This is a genomic window from Mycobacterium sp., from assembly GCF_052145595.1.
In the GTDB taxonomy this organism is placed as follows: domain Bacteria; phylum Actinomycetota; class Actinomycetes; order Mycobacteriales; family Mycobacteriaceae; genus Mycobacterium.
Genome location: NZ_JBKQOI010000032.1, coordinates 29430 through 48599 on the forward strand (window position 1 = coordinate 29430; position 19170 = coordinate 48599).

Below are 19170 nucleotides of genomic sequence, written 5' to 3' on the forward strand. Positions count from 1 at the left end.
ATTGGGTTTCGTGATTCCGGCTGACCCAAACGTCACCAAACTCCTGGTCCCGCTGACCGAGATCGACGATCGCGGTGTCTATTTCGAGGACTCGTTTATCAACTGGCGTGATCACCTCCGGCAAGGCGCCGCGATCGCGGCGACGCTGCGTGAACGCCTCGACCCGGCGAAGCCGCCGCATGTCGGCGTGCTGCTGGAGAACACCCCGTTCTTCTCGGCGATGCTCGTGGCTGCGGGCATGTCGGGGATCGTGCCGGTGGGGCTCAACCCGGTGCGCCGCGGCGAAGCGCTGGCAAGCGACATCGCCCGCGCCGACTGCCAATTGGTGCTGGCCGACTCGAATTCCGCTGCGCCACTGGGCGATATCGAGCATCTCAACGTAGATTCCGCCGGGTGGGCCGATGAGGTGGCCGCACATCGAGATGCCGAGCTGCGTTTTCAGTCCGCATCGGCTGCAGACCTGTTCATGCTGATCTTCACCTCGGGTACCAGCGGTGAGCCCAAAGCGGTGAAGTGCAGCCACGGCAAGGTCGCGATCGCCGGCGTGACGATGACGCAGCGGTTCGGTCTCGGCCGCGACGACGTCTGCTACGTGTCGATGCCGTTGTTTCATTCCAACGCGGTGTTGGTCGGCTGGGCGGTTGCGGCGGCGTGCCAGGGCTCGATGGCGTTGCGGCGCAAGTTCTCTGCATCGAACTTTTTGGTCGATGTCCGCCGCTACGGCGCCACCTACGCCAACTACGTGGGCAAGCCGTTGTCCTATGTGCTCGCCACACCCGAACGGCCCGACGATACGGACAACCCGTTGCGGGCGGTGTACGGCAACGAGGGCGTGCCCGACGACATCGAGCGTTTCGGCCGCAGGTTCGGCTGTGTGGTCCAGGACGGGTTCGGGTCCACCGAAGGCGGGGTCGCGATCGCGCGCACCCCCGATTCGCCGGCGGGTTCGCTGGGTCCGCTGCCGACGGGGATCGAGATCGTCGACCCCGACACCGGCAAGCCATGCCCGCCCGGTGTGGTCGGCGAGCTGGTGAACACCGCCGGGCCGGGTCGTTTCGAGGGCTACTACAACGACGCGGCCGCCGAGGCCGAGCGGATGGCGGGCGGAATCTACCGCAGCGGCGATCTCGCTTATCGCGATGACGCTGGCTACGTCTATTTCGCTGGGCGGCTTGGCGATTGGATGCGCGTTGACGGCGAAAACCTCGGTGCGGCACCGATCGAGCGGGTGCTGCTGCGGTACCCCGACGCGACCGAGGTGGCGGTGTATGCGGTGCCCGATCCCGTCGTCGGCGACCAGGTGATGGCCGCACTGGTGATGGCGCCGGACACCGAGTTCGATCCCGAAAAGTTCCGGGCCTTCCTGGCCGAGCAGCCCGACTTGGGGCCCAAGCAGTGGCCGTCATATGTGCGGATCAGCGCGGAGCTGCCGCGGACGGTGACCTTCAAGGTGCTCAAACGGCAGTTGTCGACCCAGGGTGTCGACTGCGGTGATCGGGTATGGCCGATTCGCCGGTAGCCCGGGCCGGTTCCGTGCTCGCATTGGCCACGCGGCAGATATTCGGCGGATTGGGCGGAAACATCCAATGAGCTGCGCAGCCCGCGTCGCGATCCGGTCCTAGGTTGGCCTGATCGGCCGCGAGGTGCCCGGTCTTGTATTTTCTTGTCCCGCCGGAGACAGTGGCATCGGTGGCCACCGATGTCGGGCGGATTGGCAACGGAGGCGCCGGCCGCATGTGACCGCCCGATCCGCGACCAGCGCGACGCCGCTTCGAATTCGTATTAGCCTCAAATGGTTAGCCCACCGCAACCAGGCAGGACATGACCCAACCAAGTCGGCCACCAACACTTGAATCGGAGTTTGAACAGCTTGCCGGCGGGGTTCCGGCGACCATCGGCATCGCGGTCGCGGAACCCCGTCTGGCCCAGGTGTTGTCGTTGGGCAGCTGGTCGGGCGGTGTCGCCTGGTCGACAATCAAGGTGCCGTTGGCAATCGCGGCACTGCGGAGAGACCGCTCGCTGGCAAAAGATTTGGTAGTCAAGGCGATTACCGAATCCGACAACCCCGCATCGGAGAAGTTGTGGTGCCAGCTGGGCGAGCCGGTGGATGCGGCGCGACAGGTTCAAGCCGTAATCAGCGAAGCCGGTGACACCGGCACCGTGGTCGAATCACGTCGACTTCGCCAGGGTTTCACCGCATTTGGTCAAACGCGATGGACCCTCGGTCAGCAGGCGCGTTTTGCCGCGGGGCTGCCACACATCGGTGACGCGTCCACCGTCATCGACCTGATGCGCCGCCTCACCACCGAACAGTGCTGGGGTCTGGCCGCCAAAGGCCTCGCCGCCAAGGGCGGTTGGGGTCCGGGCGTACACGGTGACTATCTGGTCCGGCAGTTCGGGATCATGCCACAAGATTCCGGACCAGTCGGTGTCGCATTGGCTGCCGAAGCCAACGCGTTCGAGAGCGGAGTCGATGTCCTCAACACGATGACGGAGTGGCTGATCAGCCACCTTCCGGCGCTAACCCAACAGTGACGGCGGCGGTGCGTCGACTAGCTCATCGGCGGTGGTGACGCGACGCGCGGGAACCCCCATTACCCTCGGCGATCTGGCTGCGCTCAATTCATCTGCCACAACCCGATTTTGGTGAAAGGACGGTATTTCAGCGGAAATGCTTGATGCAGGCCCGCTGCGCGATACGCTCCTCAATGATTGCTCCGATGTTTGCCGGTGATTGCCAGCTCGTCTAGAAGGTGCGGCGAGGTCCCAGATGACGTATCTGCTCGTCTCACCGGAGATCGTGGGCTCGGTGGCCGCGGATGTGGACAGCATCGGCGCGGCCTTGGCCAGCGGGAACGCGGCCGCGGCTGGCGCGACCACCGCCGTGACCAGTGCCGCGGCCGACGAAGTATCGACGGCCATCGCGGCGCTGTTTTCCCAATACGCTTTGGGCTACCAGAAGCTTGCCGCGGAGGCCGCCGAGTTGCACGACCAGTTCACGCGCTCCCTGATGGCCAGCGCGACTTCCTACGCCGTCGCCGAGGCGGCCAACACCGCGCCGTTGCAAGCGCTGGCGGCCACGGCGTGGCAGACGGTGGTGCAGGATGCGCTGGACGTGATCAACGCGCCCACCCAGGTGCTGCTCGGGCGTCCGCTGATCGGCAACGGCACCAATGGGGCGCCCGGGACCGGGCAGGCCGGCGGCCCTGGCGGGATTTTGTTCGGCAACGGCGGCAACGGCGGGTCCGGCGTGCCCGGGGCGCCCAGCACGCCCGGCGGGGCCGGCGGCCGAGGCGGTGATGCCGGGCTGTTCGGCAACGGCGGAGTTGGCGGGGCCGGCGGGGCTGGTGGGGCCGGCACGGCTGGTGTGGGCGCTGCCGGCCAAGCGGGTGGGGCCGGCGGGACCGGCGGGGCGGGCGGTAACGGCGGGATGTTCGGCGGGTCGGGCGGTCAGGGCGGCGCCGGCGGGGTCGGCGGCAACGGCGGGGCCGGCGGCACTGGCGCGGTCGGCGGCAACATTGGCTTTATCGGCGGCAACGGCGGGGTCGGCGGCGCCGCCGGCCAAGGCGGCGACGCCAATGCCGGCAGCGGCGGCAGCGCCGGCAGCGGCGGCGTCGGCGGCCAGGGCGGCACCGGCGGCAATGGCGGGGCGGGCAGCGTGGGGGCGTCCGGTGCCGGGCAGGGCGGTCAGGGTGCCACAGGGGGTGCCGGCGGCACCGGCGGGGTCGGCGGGGCGGCCGGTGCCGGTGGCGGTGGCAGCCAGGGTGTCGGCGGGCAGGGCGGCAGCGGCGGCGTTGGTGGTGCCGGTGGCGTCGGTGGCACCGGTACCAACGGAACCCAAGGTGTGGCCGGCGGCGTGGGCGGCCTCGGCGGCACCGGGGGCAGCGGCGGGATCGCCGGCGCCGGCGGCGCGGGCTTCACTCAGGGCGCTTCGGGCATCGCCGGCAGCGGCGGCGTCGGCGGCCAGGGCGGCACCGGCGGCAATGGCGGGGCGGGCAGCGTCGGGGCGGCCGGTGGTGCGCAGGGCGGTCAGGGCGCCGCTGGAGGTGCCGGCGGCACCGGCGGGGTCGGCGGGGCGGCCGGTGCCGGTGTCGGAGGCAACCAGGGTGTCGGCGGGCTGGGCGGCACCGGCGGCGTTGGTGGGGTCGGCGGCGTCGGCGGCACCGGCACCGATAGCAGCGCCAATCCCGGGGTGGTTGGCGGCACCGGCGGCCAGGGCGGCACCGGCGGTACCGGCGGGGCGGCCGGCGCGGGCGGCACCGGCTCTTCGACCGGGCTCGCGGGAACCGCCGGCACCGGCGGCATCGGCGGCCAAGGCGGCGTCGGCGGCACCGGCGGTGCGGGCAGCGCCGGGGCGGCGGGTGGCGGTCAGGGTGGCCAAGGCGCCCTGGGTGGTGGCGGTGGTGCCGGCGGTACCGGCGGGGCGGCCGGTGTCGGCGGCGGTGGGAGCCAGGGTGCCGGCGGGCAGGGCGGCACCGGCGGCCTGGGCGGGGTCGGTGGCGTCGGTGGCACCGGCACCGACAACAGCGCCGGTCTCGGAGTCGCGGGCGGTACGGGCGGCCAGGGCGGCACCGGAGGTATCGGCGGGGCGGCCGGCGCGGGCGGCACCGGCTCTTCGACCGGGCTGGCGGGAACCGCCGGCACCGGCGGCATCGGCGGCCAAGGCGGCGTCGGCGGCACCGGCGGTGCGGGCAGCGCCGGGGCGGCGGGTGGCGGTCAGGGCGGTCAGGGCGCCTCGGGTGGTGCCGGCGGGGCGGGTGGCACCGGCGGGGCGCACGGTGCCGGTGGCGGCGGCAGCCAGGGTGTCGGTGGGCAGGGCGGCACCGGCGGCCTGGGCGGGGTCGGTGGCGTCGGTGGCACCGGCACCGACAACAGCGCCGGTCTCGGAGTCGCGGGCGGCACGGGCGGCCAGGGCGGCACCGGCGGTACTGGCGGGGCAGCCGGCGCCGGCGGCACCGGCTCTTCGCCCGGGCTGGCGGGCCCCGCCGGGAGCGGGGGCGTCGGCGGCCAAGGCGGTGCCGGCGGCACCGGCGGTGCGGGCAGCACCGGGGCGGCGGGTGGTGGGCAGGGCGGTCAGGGCGCGGCGGGCGGTGCCGGCGGGGCGGGTGGCACCGGCGGGGCGCACGGTGCCGGTGGCGGTGGCAGCAAAGGCGCCGGCGGGCAGGGCGGCAACGGCGGCCTCGGCGGGGTCGGCGGTGTCGGCGGTGTCGGTGGTACCGGCAGCAATGGAACCCAGGGTGTGGCCGGCGGCGTGGGTGGCCTCGGTGGCACTGGCGGCACCGGCGGGGCGGCCGGCGCGGCCGGCAGCGGCTCTTCGACCGGGCTGGCGGGCACCGCCGGTAGCGGTGGCGTCGGCGGCCAAGGCGGTGCCGGCGGCACCGGCGGTGCGGGCAGCGTGGGGGCGGCCGGCGGTGGGCAGGGCGGCCAGGGCGCCGCGGGCGGTGCCGGCGGCACCGGTGGGCTCGGCGGCGCGGCCGGTGGCGGTGGCGGTGGCAGCCAGGGCGCCGGCGGGCAGGGCGGCAACGGCGGCCTCGGCGGGGTCGGCGGGGTCGGCGGCACCGGCAGCAGCGGAACTCAAGGTGTGGCCGGCGGCGTAGGTGGCCTCGGCGGCACCGGCGGCACCGGCGGCAGCGCCGGCCAAGGCGGCAGCGGATCGAGCACCGGTGCGGCCGGTGCTGCCGGGTCCGGTGGAGCTGGCGGACGCGGCGGCACCGGCGGCCAAGGCAGCGCGGGCAGCGCCGGGGCGGCCGGCGGCGGGCAGGGCGGCCAGGGCTCCGCAGGGGGTACCGGCGGAATCGGCGGGCTCGGCGGAGCCGTCGGCTCCGGTGGCGGCGGCAGCCAGGGTGTCGGCGGGCAAGGAGGCAGCGGCGGCGTCGGCGGGGTCGGCGGTCAAGGCGGCAGCGGAATCAACGGAACCCAAGGTGTGGCCGGCGGCGTGGGCGGCCTCGGCGGCACCGGCGGCACCGGCGGGACGGCCGGCCAAGGCGGCAGCGGATCCAGCACCGGCGCGGCCGGCTTGGCCGGGTCCGGTGGCATTGGTGGCCAGGGCGGCACCGGCGGTAGTGGCGGCTCGGGCAGCGCGGGCTCCGCCGGTGGTGGGCCGGGCGGCCAGGGCGCCGCGGGTGGTGCCGGCGGCACCGGTGGAGTCGGCGGGGCGGCTGGCTCCGGTGGCGGCGGCAGCCAGGGCATCGGCGGGCAGGGCGGTAGCGGCGGCCAAGGCGGGATTGGCGGCCAAGGCGGTACCGGCACCGACAACAGCGCCAATCCCGGAGTGGTCGGCGGCACCGGCGGCCTCGGCGGCACCGGCGGCACCGGCGGGACGGCCGGCCAAGGCGGCAGCGGATCCAGCACCGGCGCGGCCGGCTTGGCCGGGTCCGGTGGTGTTGGTGGCCAGGGCGGCACCGGCGGTAACGGCGGGGTGGGCAGCGCGGGGTCCGCCGGTGGCGGGCAGGGCGGCCAGGGCGCCGCGGGTGGTGCCGGCGGTACCGGCGGACTCGGCGGGGCGGCCGGCTCCGGTGGCGGCGGCAGCCAGGGTGTCGGCGGGCAGGGCGGCAGCGGCGGCCTCGGCGGTTTCGGCGGCGTCGGTGGCACCGGCACCGACAACAGCGCCCATCCCGGGGTGGCGGGCGGTACCGGGGGCCAGGGCGGCACCGGGGGCAGTGGTGGGGCAGCCGGAGCCGGGGGTGCGGGATTCACCCAGGGCGCTTCGGGCATCGCCGGTAACGGTGGCGGCGGTGGCACTGGCGGCACCGGCGGTAATGGCGGGGTGGGCAGCGCGGGGGCCGCCGGTGGTGGGCAGGGCGGTCAAGGTGCCAGCGGGGGTGCCGGCGGTGTGGGCGGTACCGGCGGGGCGGCGGGTGCCGGTGGCGGCGGCAGCCAGGGTGTCGGCGGGCAGGGCGGCAGCGGCGGCCTCGGCGGGGTCGGCGGTCAAGGCGGCACCGGCATCAACGGAACCCAAGGTGTGGCCGGTGGCGTGGGCGGCCTCGGCGGCACCGGCGGCACCGGCGGGGCGGCCGGCCAAGGCGGCAGCGGCTCTTCGACCGGGCTGGCGGGCACCGCCGGTAGTGGTGGCGTCGGCGGCCAAGGCGGCACCGGCGGTAATGGCGGCGCGGGCAGCACCGGGGCGGCCGGCGGCGGCCAGGGCGGCCAGGGCGGCCAGGGCGCCGCGGGCGGTGCCGGCGGCACCGGCGGGCTCGGCGGAGCGGCCGGTGTCGGCGGCGGCGGCAGCCAGGGCATCGGCGGGCAGGGCGGCGGCGGCGGCCAAGGCGGGATTGGCGGCCAAGGCGGCACCGGCACCGACGACAGCGCCAATCCCGGAGTGGTCGGCGGCACCGGCGGCCTCGGCGGCACCGGCGGCACCGGCGGGGCGGCCGGCCAAGGTGGCAGCGGATCCAGCACCGGCGCGGCGGGTACCGCCGGGTCCGGCGGGGCTGGTGGCCAGGGCGGCACCGGCGGCCAAGGCAGCGCGGGCAGCCAGGGTGCGGCCGGCGGCGGGCAGGGTGGCCTCGGCGCCGCGGGTGGTGCCGGCGGCACCGGCGGGCTCGGCGGGACGGCCGGCTCTGGTGGCGGCGGCAGCCAAGGTGTCGGCGGGCAGGGCGGCACCGGCGGCCTCGGCGGCGTCGGCGGCCAAGGCGGCAGCGGAACCAACGGAGCCCAAGGTGTGGCCGGCGGAGCGGGTGGCCTCGGCGGCACCGGCGGCACCGGCGGGACGGCCGGCCAAGGCGGCAGCGGATCCAGCACCGGCGCGGTCGGCATGGCCGGTGGCGGTGGGGCCGGCGGCCAGGGGGGCACCGGCGGTAACGGCGGTGCGGGCAGCACCGGGGCCGGCGGCGGCGGGCATGGCGGTCAGGGCGCCGCGGGCGGTGCCGGCGGCACCGGCGGGCTCGGCGGGGCGGCCGGCTCCGGTGGAGACGGCAGCCAGGGCGTCGGCGGCCAGGGCGGCACCGGCGGCCTCGGCGGGGGCGGCGGCCAAGGCGGCGCGGGCACCGACAACACCGCCAACCCCGGAGTGGTTGGCGGCACCGGAGGTCAGGGCGGCACCGGGGGCACCGGCGGCAGCGCCGGCCAAGGCGGCAGCGGATCCAGCACCGGCGCGGTGGGCGTGGCCGGTGGCGGTGGGGCTGGCGGCCAGGGCGGCATTGGAGGCACCGGCGGCGCGAATGCGACCGGCGGCGCCGGCGGCCAAGGCGGCACCGGCGGCCAAGGCAGCACCGGCAGCAACGCCATCGCCACTAACGGCAACGGCGGCGCCGGCGGCCAAGGGGGCGTGGGCGGCGCCGGCGGCCAAGGCGGCACCGGCGGCGCCTCTGGCAATGGCGGCGCCGGCGGCAACGGCGGCAACGGCGGCGTCGGCGGCGGCGGTGGGGCGCCCACCGGCAGCGGTTCCGGCGGCAACGGGGGCAACGGCGGCGATGCGGGCGCGGGCGGCAACGGCGGCAGCATTGGCAGCGGCGGCCTCGCCGGGGGCAGCGCCGGCAACGGTGGTAACGGCGGCGCAGGTGGCCAAGGGAGTAGCGGGGGCGCGGGCATCAGCAGCGTCGGCGGCAGCGGGGGCAACGGCGGCGACGGCGGCGGCGGTGGCGCCGGCGGCAACCCCGGCCTAGGTGCCAGCAAACAAGACAACATAAACAACTCAGTGTTCTTCGGCACCGGCGGCAACGGTGGTGCCGGCGGCAACGGTGGTGCCGGCGGCAATGGTGACAACGGCGCGACCGGCGATAACCCCGGCTTCGCCGGCGGTAGCGGCGGCCAGGGCGGCCAGGGCGGCCAGGGCGGCGCGGCGAACCAGCCCAACGGAAACGACCACGGGCTGTTTGGGTTCAACGGCAACGGCGGTCCGGGCGGCAATGGCGGCGCCGCCGGCAATGGCGGTAACGGAGGCACCGGCAACAGCACCGTCGGGGGCACCGGAGGAAACGGGGGCAGCGGCGGGGCGGCCGGCGCGGGCGGCGCACCCGGCAACGGCTACGACTCCGCGCCTGGAAGCGAAGCGCTGCCCATCGGCACCGGCGGGACCGGCGGTACCGGCGGGGCCGCCGGCACCGGGGGCAACGGCGGGCAAGGCGACAACGGCTTCAACGGCGGCCAAGGTGGCAACGGCGGCCAAGGCGGCACCGGCGGAACCGGCGGCGACGGCAGCGGCAATTACGACAGCCAAGGACCCAACGGCGGGAACGCCGGTGCCGGCGGCGTCGGCGGCGTCGGCGGCCAAGGCGGCACCGGCGGCGTCGGCGCCAACGGCGGCACCGGTGGCAATGGTGGCCAAGGCGGCACCGGCGCGAACGCCGGCGACGGCGGCACCGCGCAATACACCGGCACAGGTTCCTACGGCGGCACCGGAGGCACCGGCGGCAACGGTGCCAACGCCGGAGCCGCCGGCAACGGCGGCGCCGCAGGCACCGGTGGCAGCGGCGGCGCCAGCGGCAATGGCGCCAACGGCGGCAACGGCGGCAACGGCGGCGACGGCGCCAGCGGCGGCCCAGACGGCGTTTACGGCACCAACGGCGCCGGCGGCACCGGAGGAGCCGGCACTCTGCACGGCAACACCGGCAACGCCGGCACCCCGGGCGCGACGGGCGGCACGGGCAACAGCACCCTGACAAACGCCACCGTCGCACTGCACATGAACGATGTCACCGAGCCGGTGATATACATCTCCGTAAACGGCGGCCAGATGGTGCCCGTGCTGGTTGACACCGGATCCACCGGTCTCGTTATGGAAAACCCATACGTCCCAACACTAAACCTCGGCTCCGCCATCGGGTCGGGTTCGGCCGGTTACAGCGGCGGGCTGACCTACAGCTACACCTCGTATTCGACGACGGTGAATTTCGGGAACGGCATCGTCACCCTGCCGACCGGCGTCAACGTCGTCAGCGCGGGATCGGAGGCAGCCTTCCAGCAATATTTCGCCGCCGCTGGCGTGGATGGCGTTTTGGGTATTGGGCCGAACAACGGATTCCCGGGCACCAGCACCGTGATCCCGGCATTGCCGGGCCTGCTCAACAACGGTGTGCTCATCAACGAATCCCAGGGCGTGCTGGAGTTCGGTCCCAACCCGCTGCCGAGCAGCATCTCGGTTACCGGGGCGCCGATTGCCCCCGTGGACGTCCGGATCAATAACGGGCCTCTCCAAACCACTTCCGTGTTCATCGATTCCGGTGGTGTGTACGGAACCATCCCGTCATCCCTGCTCGGGACGGGCCAGGTCTCGGGAGCCGTGCCTGCGGGAACAACCATTTCGGTCTACGACAGCACGGGTCAGACGCTGCTGTACTCGTACACGACGACCGCGACCAACAGTCCGACGGTTACGTCGGGAGGCGACATGAATACCGGGTATGAGCCCTTCGCGCAGCAGCCGGTGTACATCAGCTATGACCCCACCGCTGTCGGGACCACAATCTTTGATGCCTGACGTACAGGCAGCACTGCCCGCGAAAGCTAACCGAACAGTGACGGCACCACGGCGTCGATCAGGTGGGGTCCCGGTTCGGCGAAAGCTGCGCGCAACGCGTCGGCCAACTCCTCAGCGGTGCTGACCCGACGCGCCGGAACTCCCAAGCCCTCGGCCATCTTGACGAAATCCATTGTGGGACGCGACAAATCGAGCAGATCAAGCGCCTTGGGGCCGGGAGTTGAACCGGCCCCGACGCGCTGCAGCTCGACCCGCAGAATGTCGTAGGCGCTGTTGTCGTAGAGCACGGTGGTCACATTGAGGTTCTCGCGTGCCTGGGTCCACAACCCCGAAATCGTGTACATCGCAGACCCGTCGGATTCCAGGCAGAGCACCGGACGATCGGGGGCGGCCACCGCGGCACCCACCGCGGCCGGAATCCCGTAGCCGATCGCCCCGCCGGTCAGCGTCAGCCAATCATGGGCCGGCGCCCCGGCGGTGGCCTGCGGAAGCAGCAGACCGGACGTGTTCGACTCGTCGACGACGATCGCGCGTTCGGGCATCAGCGCTCCGATCACGTCGGCGGCCGACGCGGACGTCAGGGCACCCGCCGGCAGCTGCGGGCGCCAGGCCGCCGCCACCGGTGCCACCGTCCCGGGCGCCACCTCGTCGGCCATTGCGGCTAAAGCGTCTGCCGCACCGCTGTGTTCGGCAAGCACGTGCACCTCGCAGCCAGCCGGCACCAGGTCGCTGGGCGCGCCGGGGTATGCGAAGAAGGACACCGGCGACTTGGCGCCGGCCAGCACCAGATGCTTGGCGCCATCGAGTTGGGCCGTGGCAGCTTCGGCGAAGTACGCGAGCCGGTCGACGGCGGGGACGCCCGCGCCGCGCTCCAACCGCGTGGGAAATGTCTCGCACAACAACCGGGCCCCGGTTGCCTGGGCGATCCGCGCGGCCGCGGCCAGCCCTGGCCCGCGGGTGGCGTCGCCGCCGATCATGACCACCGTGGGTTCCCCCGAGCGCAGCACCTCCAGTACTTCACGCGCCAACGACGGGTCGGCACCCGCCGGCTGCGCGGGCACGGCGGACGCGGGCTGCGCCCCGTCGGACCAAGACACGTCGGCGGGCAGAATCAGCGTCGAGATCTGCGTGCCGGACCGGCTGGCGGCGATGGCGTCGGCGGCATCCGATCCGACGTCGGCGCTGTCTTCGGTGCGGCGCATCCATCCCGAGACGCTACCGGCCAGCGCGTCGATGTCGGATTCCAGTGGGGCGTCGTACTTTTTGTGATAGGTGGCATGGTCGCCGACGACAACCACGATCGGAACCCGGGCGCGGCGCGCGTTGTGCAGGTTGGCAAGTCCGTTACCCAACCCCGGGCCCAGGTGTAGCAGCACCGCGGCCGGCCGGTCGGCGATGCGGGCGTAACCATCAGCCGCGCCGGTGGCCACACCCTCGAAAAGGGCTAGCACACCACGCATTTGCGGAACGGTGTCCAGCGCGGCCACGAAGTGCATCTCCGACGTGCCGGGGTTGGCGAAGCACACGTCGACGCCGCCGTCGACCAGGGTGTTGATCAGGGCCCGGGCACCGTTCACTTGATTGCCTCCAGTCTGAAGACGCGCTTGGCGTTGCCGTGCAGGAAGTCTCGGCGGGCCTCGTCGGTCAGGCCGAGTTCATCCAACCCCGCCAAAGCGTGCGAGTGGGCGATCATCGGGTAGTTCGTGCCGAACAAGACTTTCCGTTGTCCGGTACCGGTTTTCATGAACCGGACGAGCTCGTCCGGGAGCCGTTTGATGGTGTAGGCCGAGGTGTCGATGTAGACGTTCTCGTGTTTCCGGGCCACCGCGACCATCTCCTCGGTCCAGGGATAGCCGACGTGACCGCAGACAATGACGAGCTCAGGGAAATCGAGGGCGACCTGGTCGATGTAGGGAATCGGGCGTCCGGTCTCCGATGGCCGCAGCGGGCCGGTGTGCCCGACCTGGGTACAGAACGGCATCGCGGACTCCACGCATTCGGCGAACAACGGATAGTAACGGCGATCGGTGGGCGGCGCGTTCCACAGCCACGGCACGACCCGCAGACCCACGAAGCCCTCACTGACCCGGCGCCTCAGCTCACGGACCGCCGCCATCGGACGATCGAGGTCGACCGTGGCGAGGCCGGCGAATCGGTTCGGGTGCAACCGGACCCATTCGGCGACCTCGTCGTTCGAGATCAGGTCCTGCCCGCCCGGACCGCGCCACGCGCTGAGCAGGCCGAGGTCGACGTCGGCGGCGTCCATCGACGCGACGGTCGCCTCGATCGGGATCTCGGTGTCGGGGATCGCCCCACCGATCCAGCGCCGCAGCGAGGCCAACATCTCGCTGCGCAGGAACCGTTGGGTCGGATGCTGCATCCAGGCATCGATCGTCATCGCGCTTCGACACTAGCGCGCCGCGAAGCGGCGGGAGGAGAAGGCCGGCAATTGGAAAGTAGACGCCCCGCCGGGGCCGTCGGCGATGCCGGTTAGGCGGCCAGCGCGGCGCGAGCGGCGGCTTCCGTCTGCCGCGCGTACCCGCCGCCAAATAACACGACATGCGCCAGCAGCGGGAAGAGTTGGTGCAGCCCGATGCGGCTGCGCCAGCCGGGTGTCAGCGTTCTCATCCGCTGGTAACCCGCGAGGACGGCGTCGTAGTGCGGGCAGCCGAACAGCGCGAGCATCGCCAGGTCGGTCTCACGGTGACCGCCGTGCGCAGCCGGGTCGATCAGCACCACCCCGTCGGGCGTCCACATCACGTTGCCGCTCCACAAATCGCCGTGCAGCCGGGCCGGCTGGTCATCGTCGTCGAAGTCACCCGCGCGGCATCGTGCCGCGACGGCGTCGATCGCGGCACGGGTGGAAGCGTCGAGTTGCGCCGCCGCGAGCTCGGCCATTGGGACCAGCCGCTCTTCGGCGTAAAAATCGCCCCAGCGCCGGTGCGGCCGCAGCGACATCGGCAAAGGCTGCGATAACGGCCCGAAGAACCCGGGCCCGTTCCACCCGGCGGGCCCCGCGCCGAACGCCGCGGCACCCGCGTCGTGCGTGACGGCCAGTTGGCTGCCGAACGTGTACGCCGCCTCGGAGCTCGGAGCCACCGAATCAAGCCGCCGCAGGGTCAGGCTCGTCGCGCCAACGAAAACAACCTGCGCGCAAGGCGCGCCGCCGTCGACACTTGAAAGCCATCGCAACCCTGCCGCTTCCCAAGCGAAGAAGCCGGTGGGCGCGCCGGGGTGGTGCTTGACGAAGTCGGTCACCCCGCGACCGGCCTACACCTCGGAGCGCATCAGGCCGTCACGTGGCTTGCATGCACGTCGTCGGCGGCCCGCAACTCGGTCTGTTCCTTTGCCCACCGGTAGTCGGGTTTGCCTGCGGGCGAACGCTTTACCTCGTCGACCAGCCAAAGGCTGCGCGGCACTTTGTATCCCGCGATCTCGGAACGCACAAAGCTGTCCAGCTCCGCCAGCGACGGCCGGCACCCCGCGCGGGGCTGCACGACGGCGGCCACGTGCTGCCCGTAACGGGGATCGGGCACACCGACCACCAAGGCGTCGAAGACGTCGGGATGGCCCTTCAGCGCGGCCTCGACCTCCTCGGGGTAGATCTTCTCCCCGCCGCTGTTGATCGACACCGAACCGCGGCCCAGCATGGTGACGGTCCCGTCGGCCTCGACCACTGCGTAGTCACCGGGGATGGCGTAGCGCACACCGTTGATGGTGCGGAAGGTCTCGGCCGTCTTCTTCTCGTCTTTGTAGTAGCCGACCGGAATGTTGCCCTTCTTGGCGATGAAGCCGCGCACGCCCGAGCCCGGTTGCACCTCGTTGCCCTCGTCGTCGAGGACGACGGTGCGATGGTCGATGGCCACGCGTGGTCCGCCGCTGTGCGGCGCACCCGCAGCGACGACGCTGGTGCCGCCAAACCCGGTCTCGGAGGAGCCGATTGAGTCCGTGATGACCCGATTCGGCAGCAGCTCGAGCAGCCTCTCCTTGATACTCGGCGAGAACAACGCCGCCGTGCTGGCGAGCAGGAACAGCGACGACAGGTCGTAGTCGTGGTCCTTGTCCAGCGCGTCAAGCAACGGCCGCGCCATGGCGTCGCCGGTGAAGAACAGCAGGTTCACCTTGTGATCGTGAATCGTCCGCCACACCTGGTCGGCGTCGAATTCCGGTGCGAGCAGAGTGGTTTGGCCCGCGAAGATCGACATCCAGGTGGACGACTGCGTGGCGCCGTGGATCATTGGCGGGATCGGATAGCGGATCATCGGCGGGTTCTGCGCGGCGGCCTTGGCCAGGTCGTACTCGTCCTTGACGAATTCGCCTGTCGCAAAATCGGTTCCGCCGAACAGCACCCGGTAGATGTCCTCGTGCCGCCACATCACTCCCTTGGGGAAGCCTGTGGTGCCGCCGGTGTAAAGCAGGTAGATGTCGTCGGCGCTCCGCTCACCTAGAAGCTCGCCGAAGTCGCGCTCGGGTGAGCCCTGTGCGATCGCCGAGTAGAACTCGACGCCGCCGTAGCGCGCGTAGTCCTGAGAGTCCTTGTCGCTCCCGTCCTCGATGACGAGGATCGTCTTGACCTCGGGGGTGTCCGGTAGCACGTTGGCGACCCGGTCTGAGTACTGGCGTTCGTGCACCAGCGCGACCATGTCGGAGTTGTCGAACAGGTAACGAAGTTCGCCCTCGACGTAGCGGAAGTTGACGTTCACCAGGATGGCGCCCGCCTTCACGATGCCGAGCATCGCGATGACGATCTCGTTGCGGTTGCGGCAGTACAGTCCGACCTTGTCGTCCTTCTTCACGCCCTGATCGATCAGGTAGTGCGCGAGGCGGTTGGCCTTCTCCTCAAGTTCGGCGTAGGTCAACTTCTCGTCGCCGCAGATCAAGGCGACACGGTCAGGCACAGCGTCGATGGCGTGCTCGGCGAGATCGGCAATATTCAGGGCCACGGCCACCAAACTAGAACGTGTTACATTTCTTGACAAGCTCGTGCTCGTTATCGAGGGAAAGGCGGTAGCCGTGGTCGAGGCGTCAGCAAACGAACAACCGGGGCCTGACGCGCTGGTTGACCAGCGCGGTCACACTCTCATCGTCACGTTGAACCGGCCACACGCCCGCAACGCCCTGAGCACCGAAATGATGGAAATCATGGTGCAGGCCTGGGATCGCGTCGACAACGATCCAGACATCCGATGCTGCATCCTGACCGGGGCCGGTGGCTACTTCTGCGCCGGCATGGACCTGAAAGCGGCAACCAAGAAGCCGCCGGGTGAATCATTCAAGGACGGTAGCTACGACCCGTCGCGGATCGACGCCTTGCTGAAGGGTCGCCGGCTGAGCAAACCGCTGATCGCGGCCGTCGAAGGACCCGCGATCGCCGGCGGCACCGAGATCCTGCAGGGCACCGACATCCGGGTCGCCGGCGAGAGCGCCAAATTCGGCATCTCGGAGGCCAAATGGAGCCTGTACCCGATGGGCGGATCGGCCGTGCGACTGGTGCGGCAGATCCCCTACACGGTCGCCTGCGACCTGCTGCTCACCGGCCGGCACATCACCGCAGCCGAGGCCAAGGAGATGGGGCTCATCGGATATGTCGTCCCCGACGGGCGGGCGCTGACCAAGGCGCTCGAGATCGCGGAAATCATCGAGAACAACGGACCGCTGGCCGTGCAGGCGATCCTGCGGGCGATCCGCGAAACCGAGGGCTTGGCCGAAAACGACGCCTTCAAGATCGACACCCAGATCGGTATCAAGGTGTTCCTGTCCGACGACGCCAAGGAAGGCCCACGGGCGTTCGCCGAGAAGCGCAAGCCCAACTTCCAGAACCGCTAGCCGCGCTTCTTCACCTCTTTTCGCCGCGAGCGTAACGCTACTGCGAATTTTCGCGGCCGGATTTTCGCCGTGGCGTTACGGTCGCGGCAAGAGCTAGCCGAGAGGCGCGCTCGGGGTGAAGACCACCGGCATTTTCTCGAGGCCGGACACGAAGTTCGCCGGCCGCAGCGGCAGCGCGGCATCCGACACCAGCCGCATGTCCGGAATGCGTTGCAGGAGGCGGGTCTGCATGATCGACAGCTCCAGCCGGGCCAGCTGGTTGCCCAGGCAGAAGTGCGTCCCAAAGCCGAACGCGAGGTGGTTATTCGGGTAGCGCTCGATGTTGAAGCTCTCCGGGTCCTCGAACACCTTCTCGTCGAAGTTCGCCGACTCGAACAGCAGGATCATCTTTTCGCCCTGGTGCAAAGCGGTGCCGTGGAATTCGGTGTCGGCGATGATCGTGCGCGCCATGTTCTTCACCGGCGCGGTCCAGCGCAACATCTCCTCGATCGCGTTGGGAAGCAGCCCAAGGTCGTCGACCAGACGCCGGTGCTGATCGGGGTGCAGCAGCAGCTGCCGTGTTCCGCCGGAAAGCGTGTGACGGGTGGTCTCGTCGCCGCCGATCAGCAAGAGCAACACCTCGGTGACGATCTGGTGGTCCTCTAGCTTCGATCCTTCGACCTCCGCGTGCACCAGGACGCTGACCAGATCGTCGGTCGGCTCCGACTTGCGGGCCTCGATCATCCCCATCATGTATCCGCTGTAAGCGGCGAAGGCATCCATGGTGACCTGGATATCCGCTTCGGCAGCAGTGCTGCTCAACGAACTGACCAGATCGTCGGACCACTTCAGGAACATCTCGCGTTCTTCCGGACGCACACCGAGCATGTCGCCGATGACCGCCATCGGCAGCGGCGCGGCCAGGTCCCAGACGAAGTCACACTCGCCGCGTTCGCATACCGCGTCGATCAGCGTGTCGCATAGCGAATTGATCTTGGATTCCAGATCTTTCACGCGCTTGCGGGTGAAGCCGTAGTTGACGAGCTTGCGCCGCAACAGGTGTTGCGGGTCGTCCATCTCGATCATCATCTCGACGCCGGGCTGGTCGGGCCGGATGCCGCCGGCGTTGGAGAACAGCTCGGGTTTGCGCTCGGCCTCAATGACCGCCTGGTATGTCGACGCGGCGGCCAGCCCGTTGCGATCCCGGAACACCGGCTCGTTCTCCCGCATCCAGCGGTACACGGCCCGGGAGTCACCCGCGTAGAACGTGCCGTCGGTCAGATCCACGTCGGGTCTGGTCGTTGAAGTCACTGTCATGAGATCTCCTGGGCATCGCCGAACGTCATTTGTACGTGCTCGGCAGAACTGGACAACATCGCGCGTTTCGGAAGGCCCAGCGATGCCAATTCTTTCGCGTAGGGATGATCGCCCAGTTTGACACGTACCCCACCGAATCGGGTGCGCACACCGTCCAGCGTGTGTTCGAAGGCCGTTTCGCGGGTGACGCCATCGCGATGCGAATAGCTGCGCTGCGCTTGCTGGCGCGGGGTCAGCCGGAAGGGCAGGCCGGGGCGGAATTCCATGCCGATGACCAGTTGCCCGTCAACGCTGCAGTCGAAACCAAACTGACGACCCTCTCGAACGGTGAAGTCCGCCATCACTTTCGGGTAGCCCCAGATCTTGGTTCCCGCCTCCAGCGTGAAGGCCTGGTCGACGGGCAGGTGGTGGATGAAGGCGCCGGCTGACTGCAGCGACCGCGGCCCGCTCGCGTTCGACCCTGGCGGGTTGACCATCACGCTGGTGCCGAATTCGTAGTACTGACCCAGGTCGCCATCGATGTAGTGCATCAGCATCAGCACCACGATCGCGCGCCCGGGCAGGTAACGGCAGACCTGCAGGGCGCTGTAGTCGATCAGGTGCTGCGCGGCGTCGGCGTCGACGGAGAACATCGCCATGTGCTGATTTGCCGAGCGGATCTGCACCGGCATCGTGATCACCGTGCCCGCGATGGTGTGCTGCGAGGCTGTCATCGGGCCAATCTAGAACGCGTTCTAATGCCCTGGCAAGGAGGGCTTAAACCAGCGTCGCGAGCTCGCGGATCTGCTCAGCATTGCGCCCGTTCACAACCATCATCGTGACACCGGCGGCCTCCCAGACCTTGACCTGCTTACGCACGTAGTCCATGTCGCCGACGATCGCGGCGTCGTCGACAAGCTCGTCGGGAATGACCGTTGCGGCCTTGTCCTTCTGGTTGCTGCGGAACAGCTTCGTCACATCGTCGACCACTTCCGAATAGCCCATCCGGCGATAGACGTCGGCGTGGAAGTTGGTGTCCTCTGCGCCCATGCCGCCCATGTAGAGGGCCAGATAGGGCTTCATGGCCGTGAATGTGGCGGCCCGGTCGTCGGTGATGACGACGGTGGCCGTCGCGCAGATCTCGAAGTCCTCGCGGCTGCGGCGCGCGCCGGGGCGCGCGAACCCTTCATCGAGCCATTCGTTGTAGGTGTCGGCCATCCGCGGCGTGTAGAAGATGGGCAGCCAGCCGTCGCAGATCTCACCGGCCAGCGCGACGTTCTTGGGTCCCTCGGCGCCCAGCATGATCGGGATGTCGGCGCGCAGCGGGTGGGTGATGGGCTTGAGCGGCTTGCCCAGGCCCGTGGTGCCCTCGCCGGTCCGCGGCAGCGGATAGTGCGGCCCGTCGCTGGTCACCGGCGCTTCCCGAGCCCACACCTGCCGGATGATGTCGATGTATTCGCGGGTGCGGGCCAGCGGCTTGGGAAACGATTGCCCGTACCAGCCCTCCACGACCTGCGGCCCGGATACCCCGAGCCCGAGAATGTGCCGGCCTCCGCTGAGGTGGTCGAGCGTCAGCGCGGCCATCGCGCACGCGGTGGGGGTGCGGGCGGAAAGCTGGACCACCGACGTGCCCAGTCGCACCCGCTGAGTCG

At 70.9% G+C, this 19170-nt stretch carries 11 protein-coding genes; 4 read left to right on the forward strand and 7 right to left on the reverse strand.

Going from position 1 to position 19170, the window contains the following annotated elements:
• The first annotated feature begins 13 nt into the window (after positions 1-13).
• The 3 genes from fadD17 to ACLP4W_RS02250 all read left to right on the forward strand — a co-directional run bounded on the left by fadD17 (position 14) and on the right by ACLP4W_RS02250 (position 10417).
• Entirely contained in the window at positions 14-1519 is a 1506-nt protein-coding gene (gene fadD17 / locus ACLP4W_RS02240; protein WP_442383724.1) for a long-chain-fatty-acid--CoA ligase FadD17, read from the forward strand.
• Between the two features lie 302 nt (positions 1520-1821).
• Positions 1822-2535, forward strand: coding sequence for a hypothetical protein (locus tag ACLP4W_RS02245; protein ID WP_442383698.1), 714 nt, complete (start codon positions 1822-1824; stop codon positions 2533-2535).
• Positions 2536-2770: 235 nt separating this feature from the next.
• Positions 2771-10417 (forward strand): PE domain-containing protein, encoded by a 7647-nt coding sequence (locus ACLP4W_RS02250; protein ID WP_442383700.1) that lies wholly within the window; start codon positions 2771-2773, stop codon positions 10415-10417.
• A gap of 26 nt (positions 10418-10443) precedes the next feature.
• Here the strand turns inward: ACLP4W_RS02250 and ACLP4W_RS02255 are convergent, their stop codons facing one another.
• The 4 genes from ACLP4W_RS02255 to ACLP4W_RS02270 all read right to left on the reverse strand — a co-directional run bounded on the left by ACLP4W_RS02255 (position 10444) and on the right by ACLP4W_RS02270 (position 15366).
• Positions 10444-11994, reverse strand: coding sequence for an acetolactate synthase large subunit (locus ACLP4W_RS02255; protein ID WP_442383702.1), 1551 nt, complete (start codon positions 11992-11994; stop codon positions 10444-10446).
• Complete coding sequence (locus tag ACLP4W_RS02260; protein ID WP_442383704.1) at positions 11991-12815, reverse strand: amidohydrolase family protein; 825 nt, start codon at positions 12813-12815, stop codon at positions 11991-11993. The genes ACLP4W_RS02255 and ACLP4W_RS02260 overlap by 4 nt, the downstream gene beginning before the upstream one ends.
• Positions 12816-12907: 92 nt before the next feature.
• Entirely contained in the window at positions 12908-13675 is a 768-nt protein-coding gene (locus ACLP4W_RS02265) for a fructosamine kinase family protein (RefSeq protein ID WP_442383706.1), read from the reverse strand.
• 29 nt (positions 13676-13704) lie between these two features.
• The gene (locus tag ACLP4W_RS02270; RefSeq protein WP_442383708.1) at positions 13705-15366 is read right to left on the reverse strand and encodes an acyl-CoA synthetase; all 1662 of its coding nucleotides are present in this window, start codon (positions 15364-15366) and stop codon (positions 13705-13707) included.
• Between the two features lie 64 nt (positions 15367-15430).
• Between ACLP4W_RS02270 and ACLP4W_RS02275 the strand changes: the two genes are divergently transcribed.
• Positions 15431-16243 (forward strand): crotonase/enoyl-CoA hydratase family protein, encoded by an 813-nt coding sequence (locus tag ACLP4W_RS02275; protein ID WP_442383726.1) that lies wholly within the window; start codon positions 15431-15433, stop codon positions 16241-16243.
• Between the two features lie 93 nt (positions 16244-16336).
• Here the strand turns inward: ACLP4W_RS02275 and ACLP4W_RS02280 are convergent, their stop codons facing one another.
• The 3 genes from ACLP4W_RS02280 to ACLP4W_RS02290 all read right to left on the reverse strand — a co-directional run.
• A complete protein-coding gene (locus tag ACLP4W_RS02280) occupies positions 16337-17539 on the reverse strand; it encodes a cytochrome P450 (RefSeq protein ID WP_442383710.1) in 1203 nt (400 codons plus the stop codon).
• On the reverse strand, positions 17536-18252 hold the full coding sequence (locus ACLP4W_RS02285) for an acetoacetate decarboxylase family protein (RefSeq protein ID WP_442383712.1): 717 nt from the start codon (positions 18250-18252) through the stop codon (positions 17536-17538). Before ACLP4W_RS02285 ends, ACLP4W_RS02280 begins: the two co-directional genes overlap by 4 nt.
• 43 nt (positions 18253-18295) lie before the next feature.
• Positions 18296-19170: LLM class F420-dependent oxidoreductase (locus ACLP4W_RS02290; RefSeq protein ID WP_442383714.1), on the reverse strand; the 875-nt coding region annotated here is incomplete at its 5' end.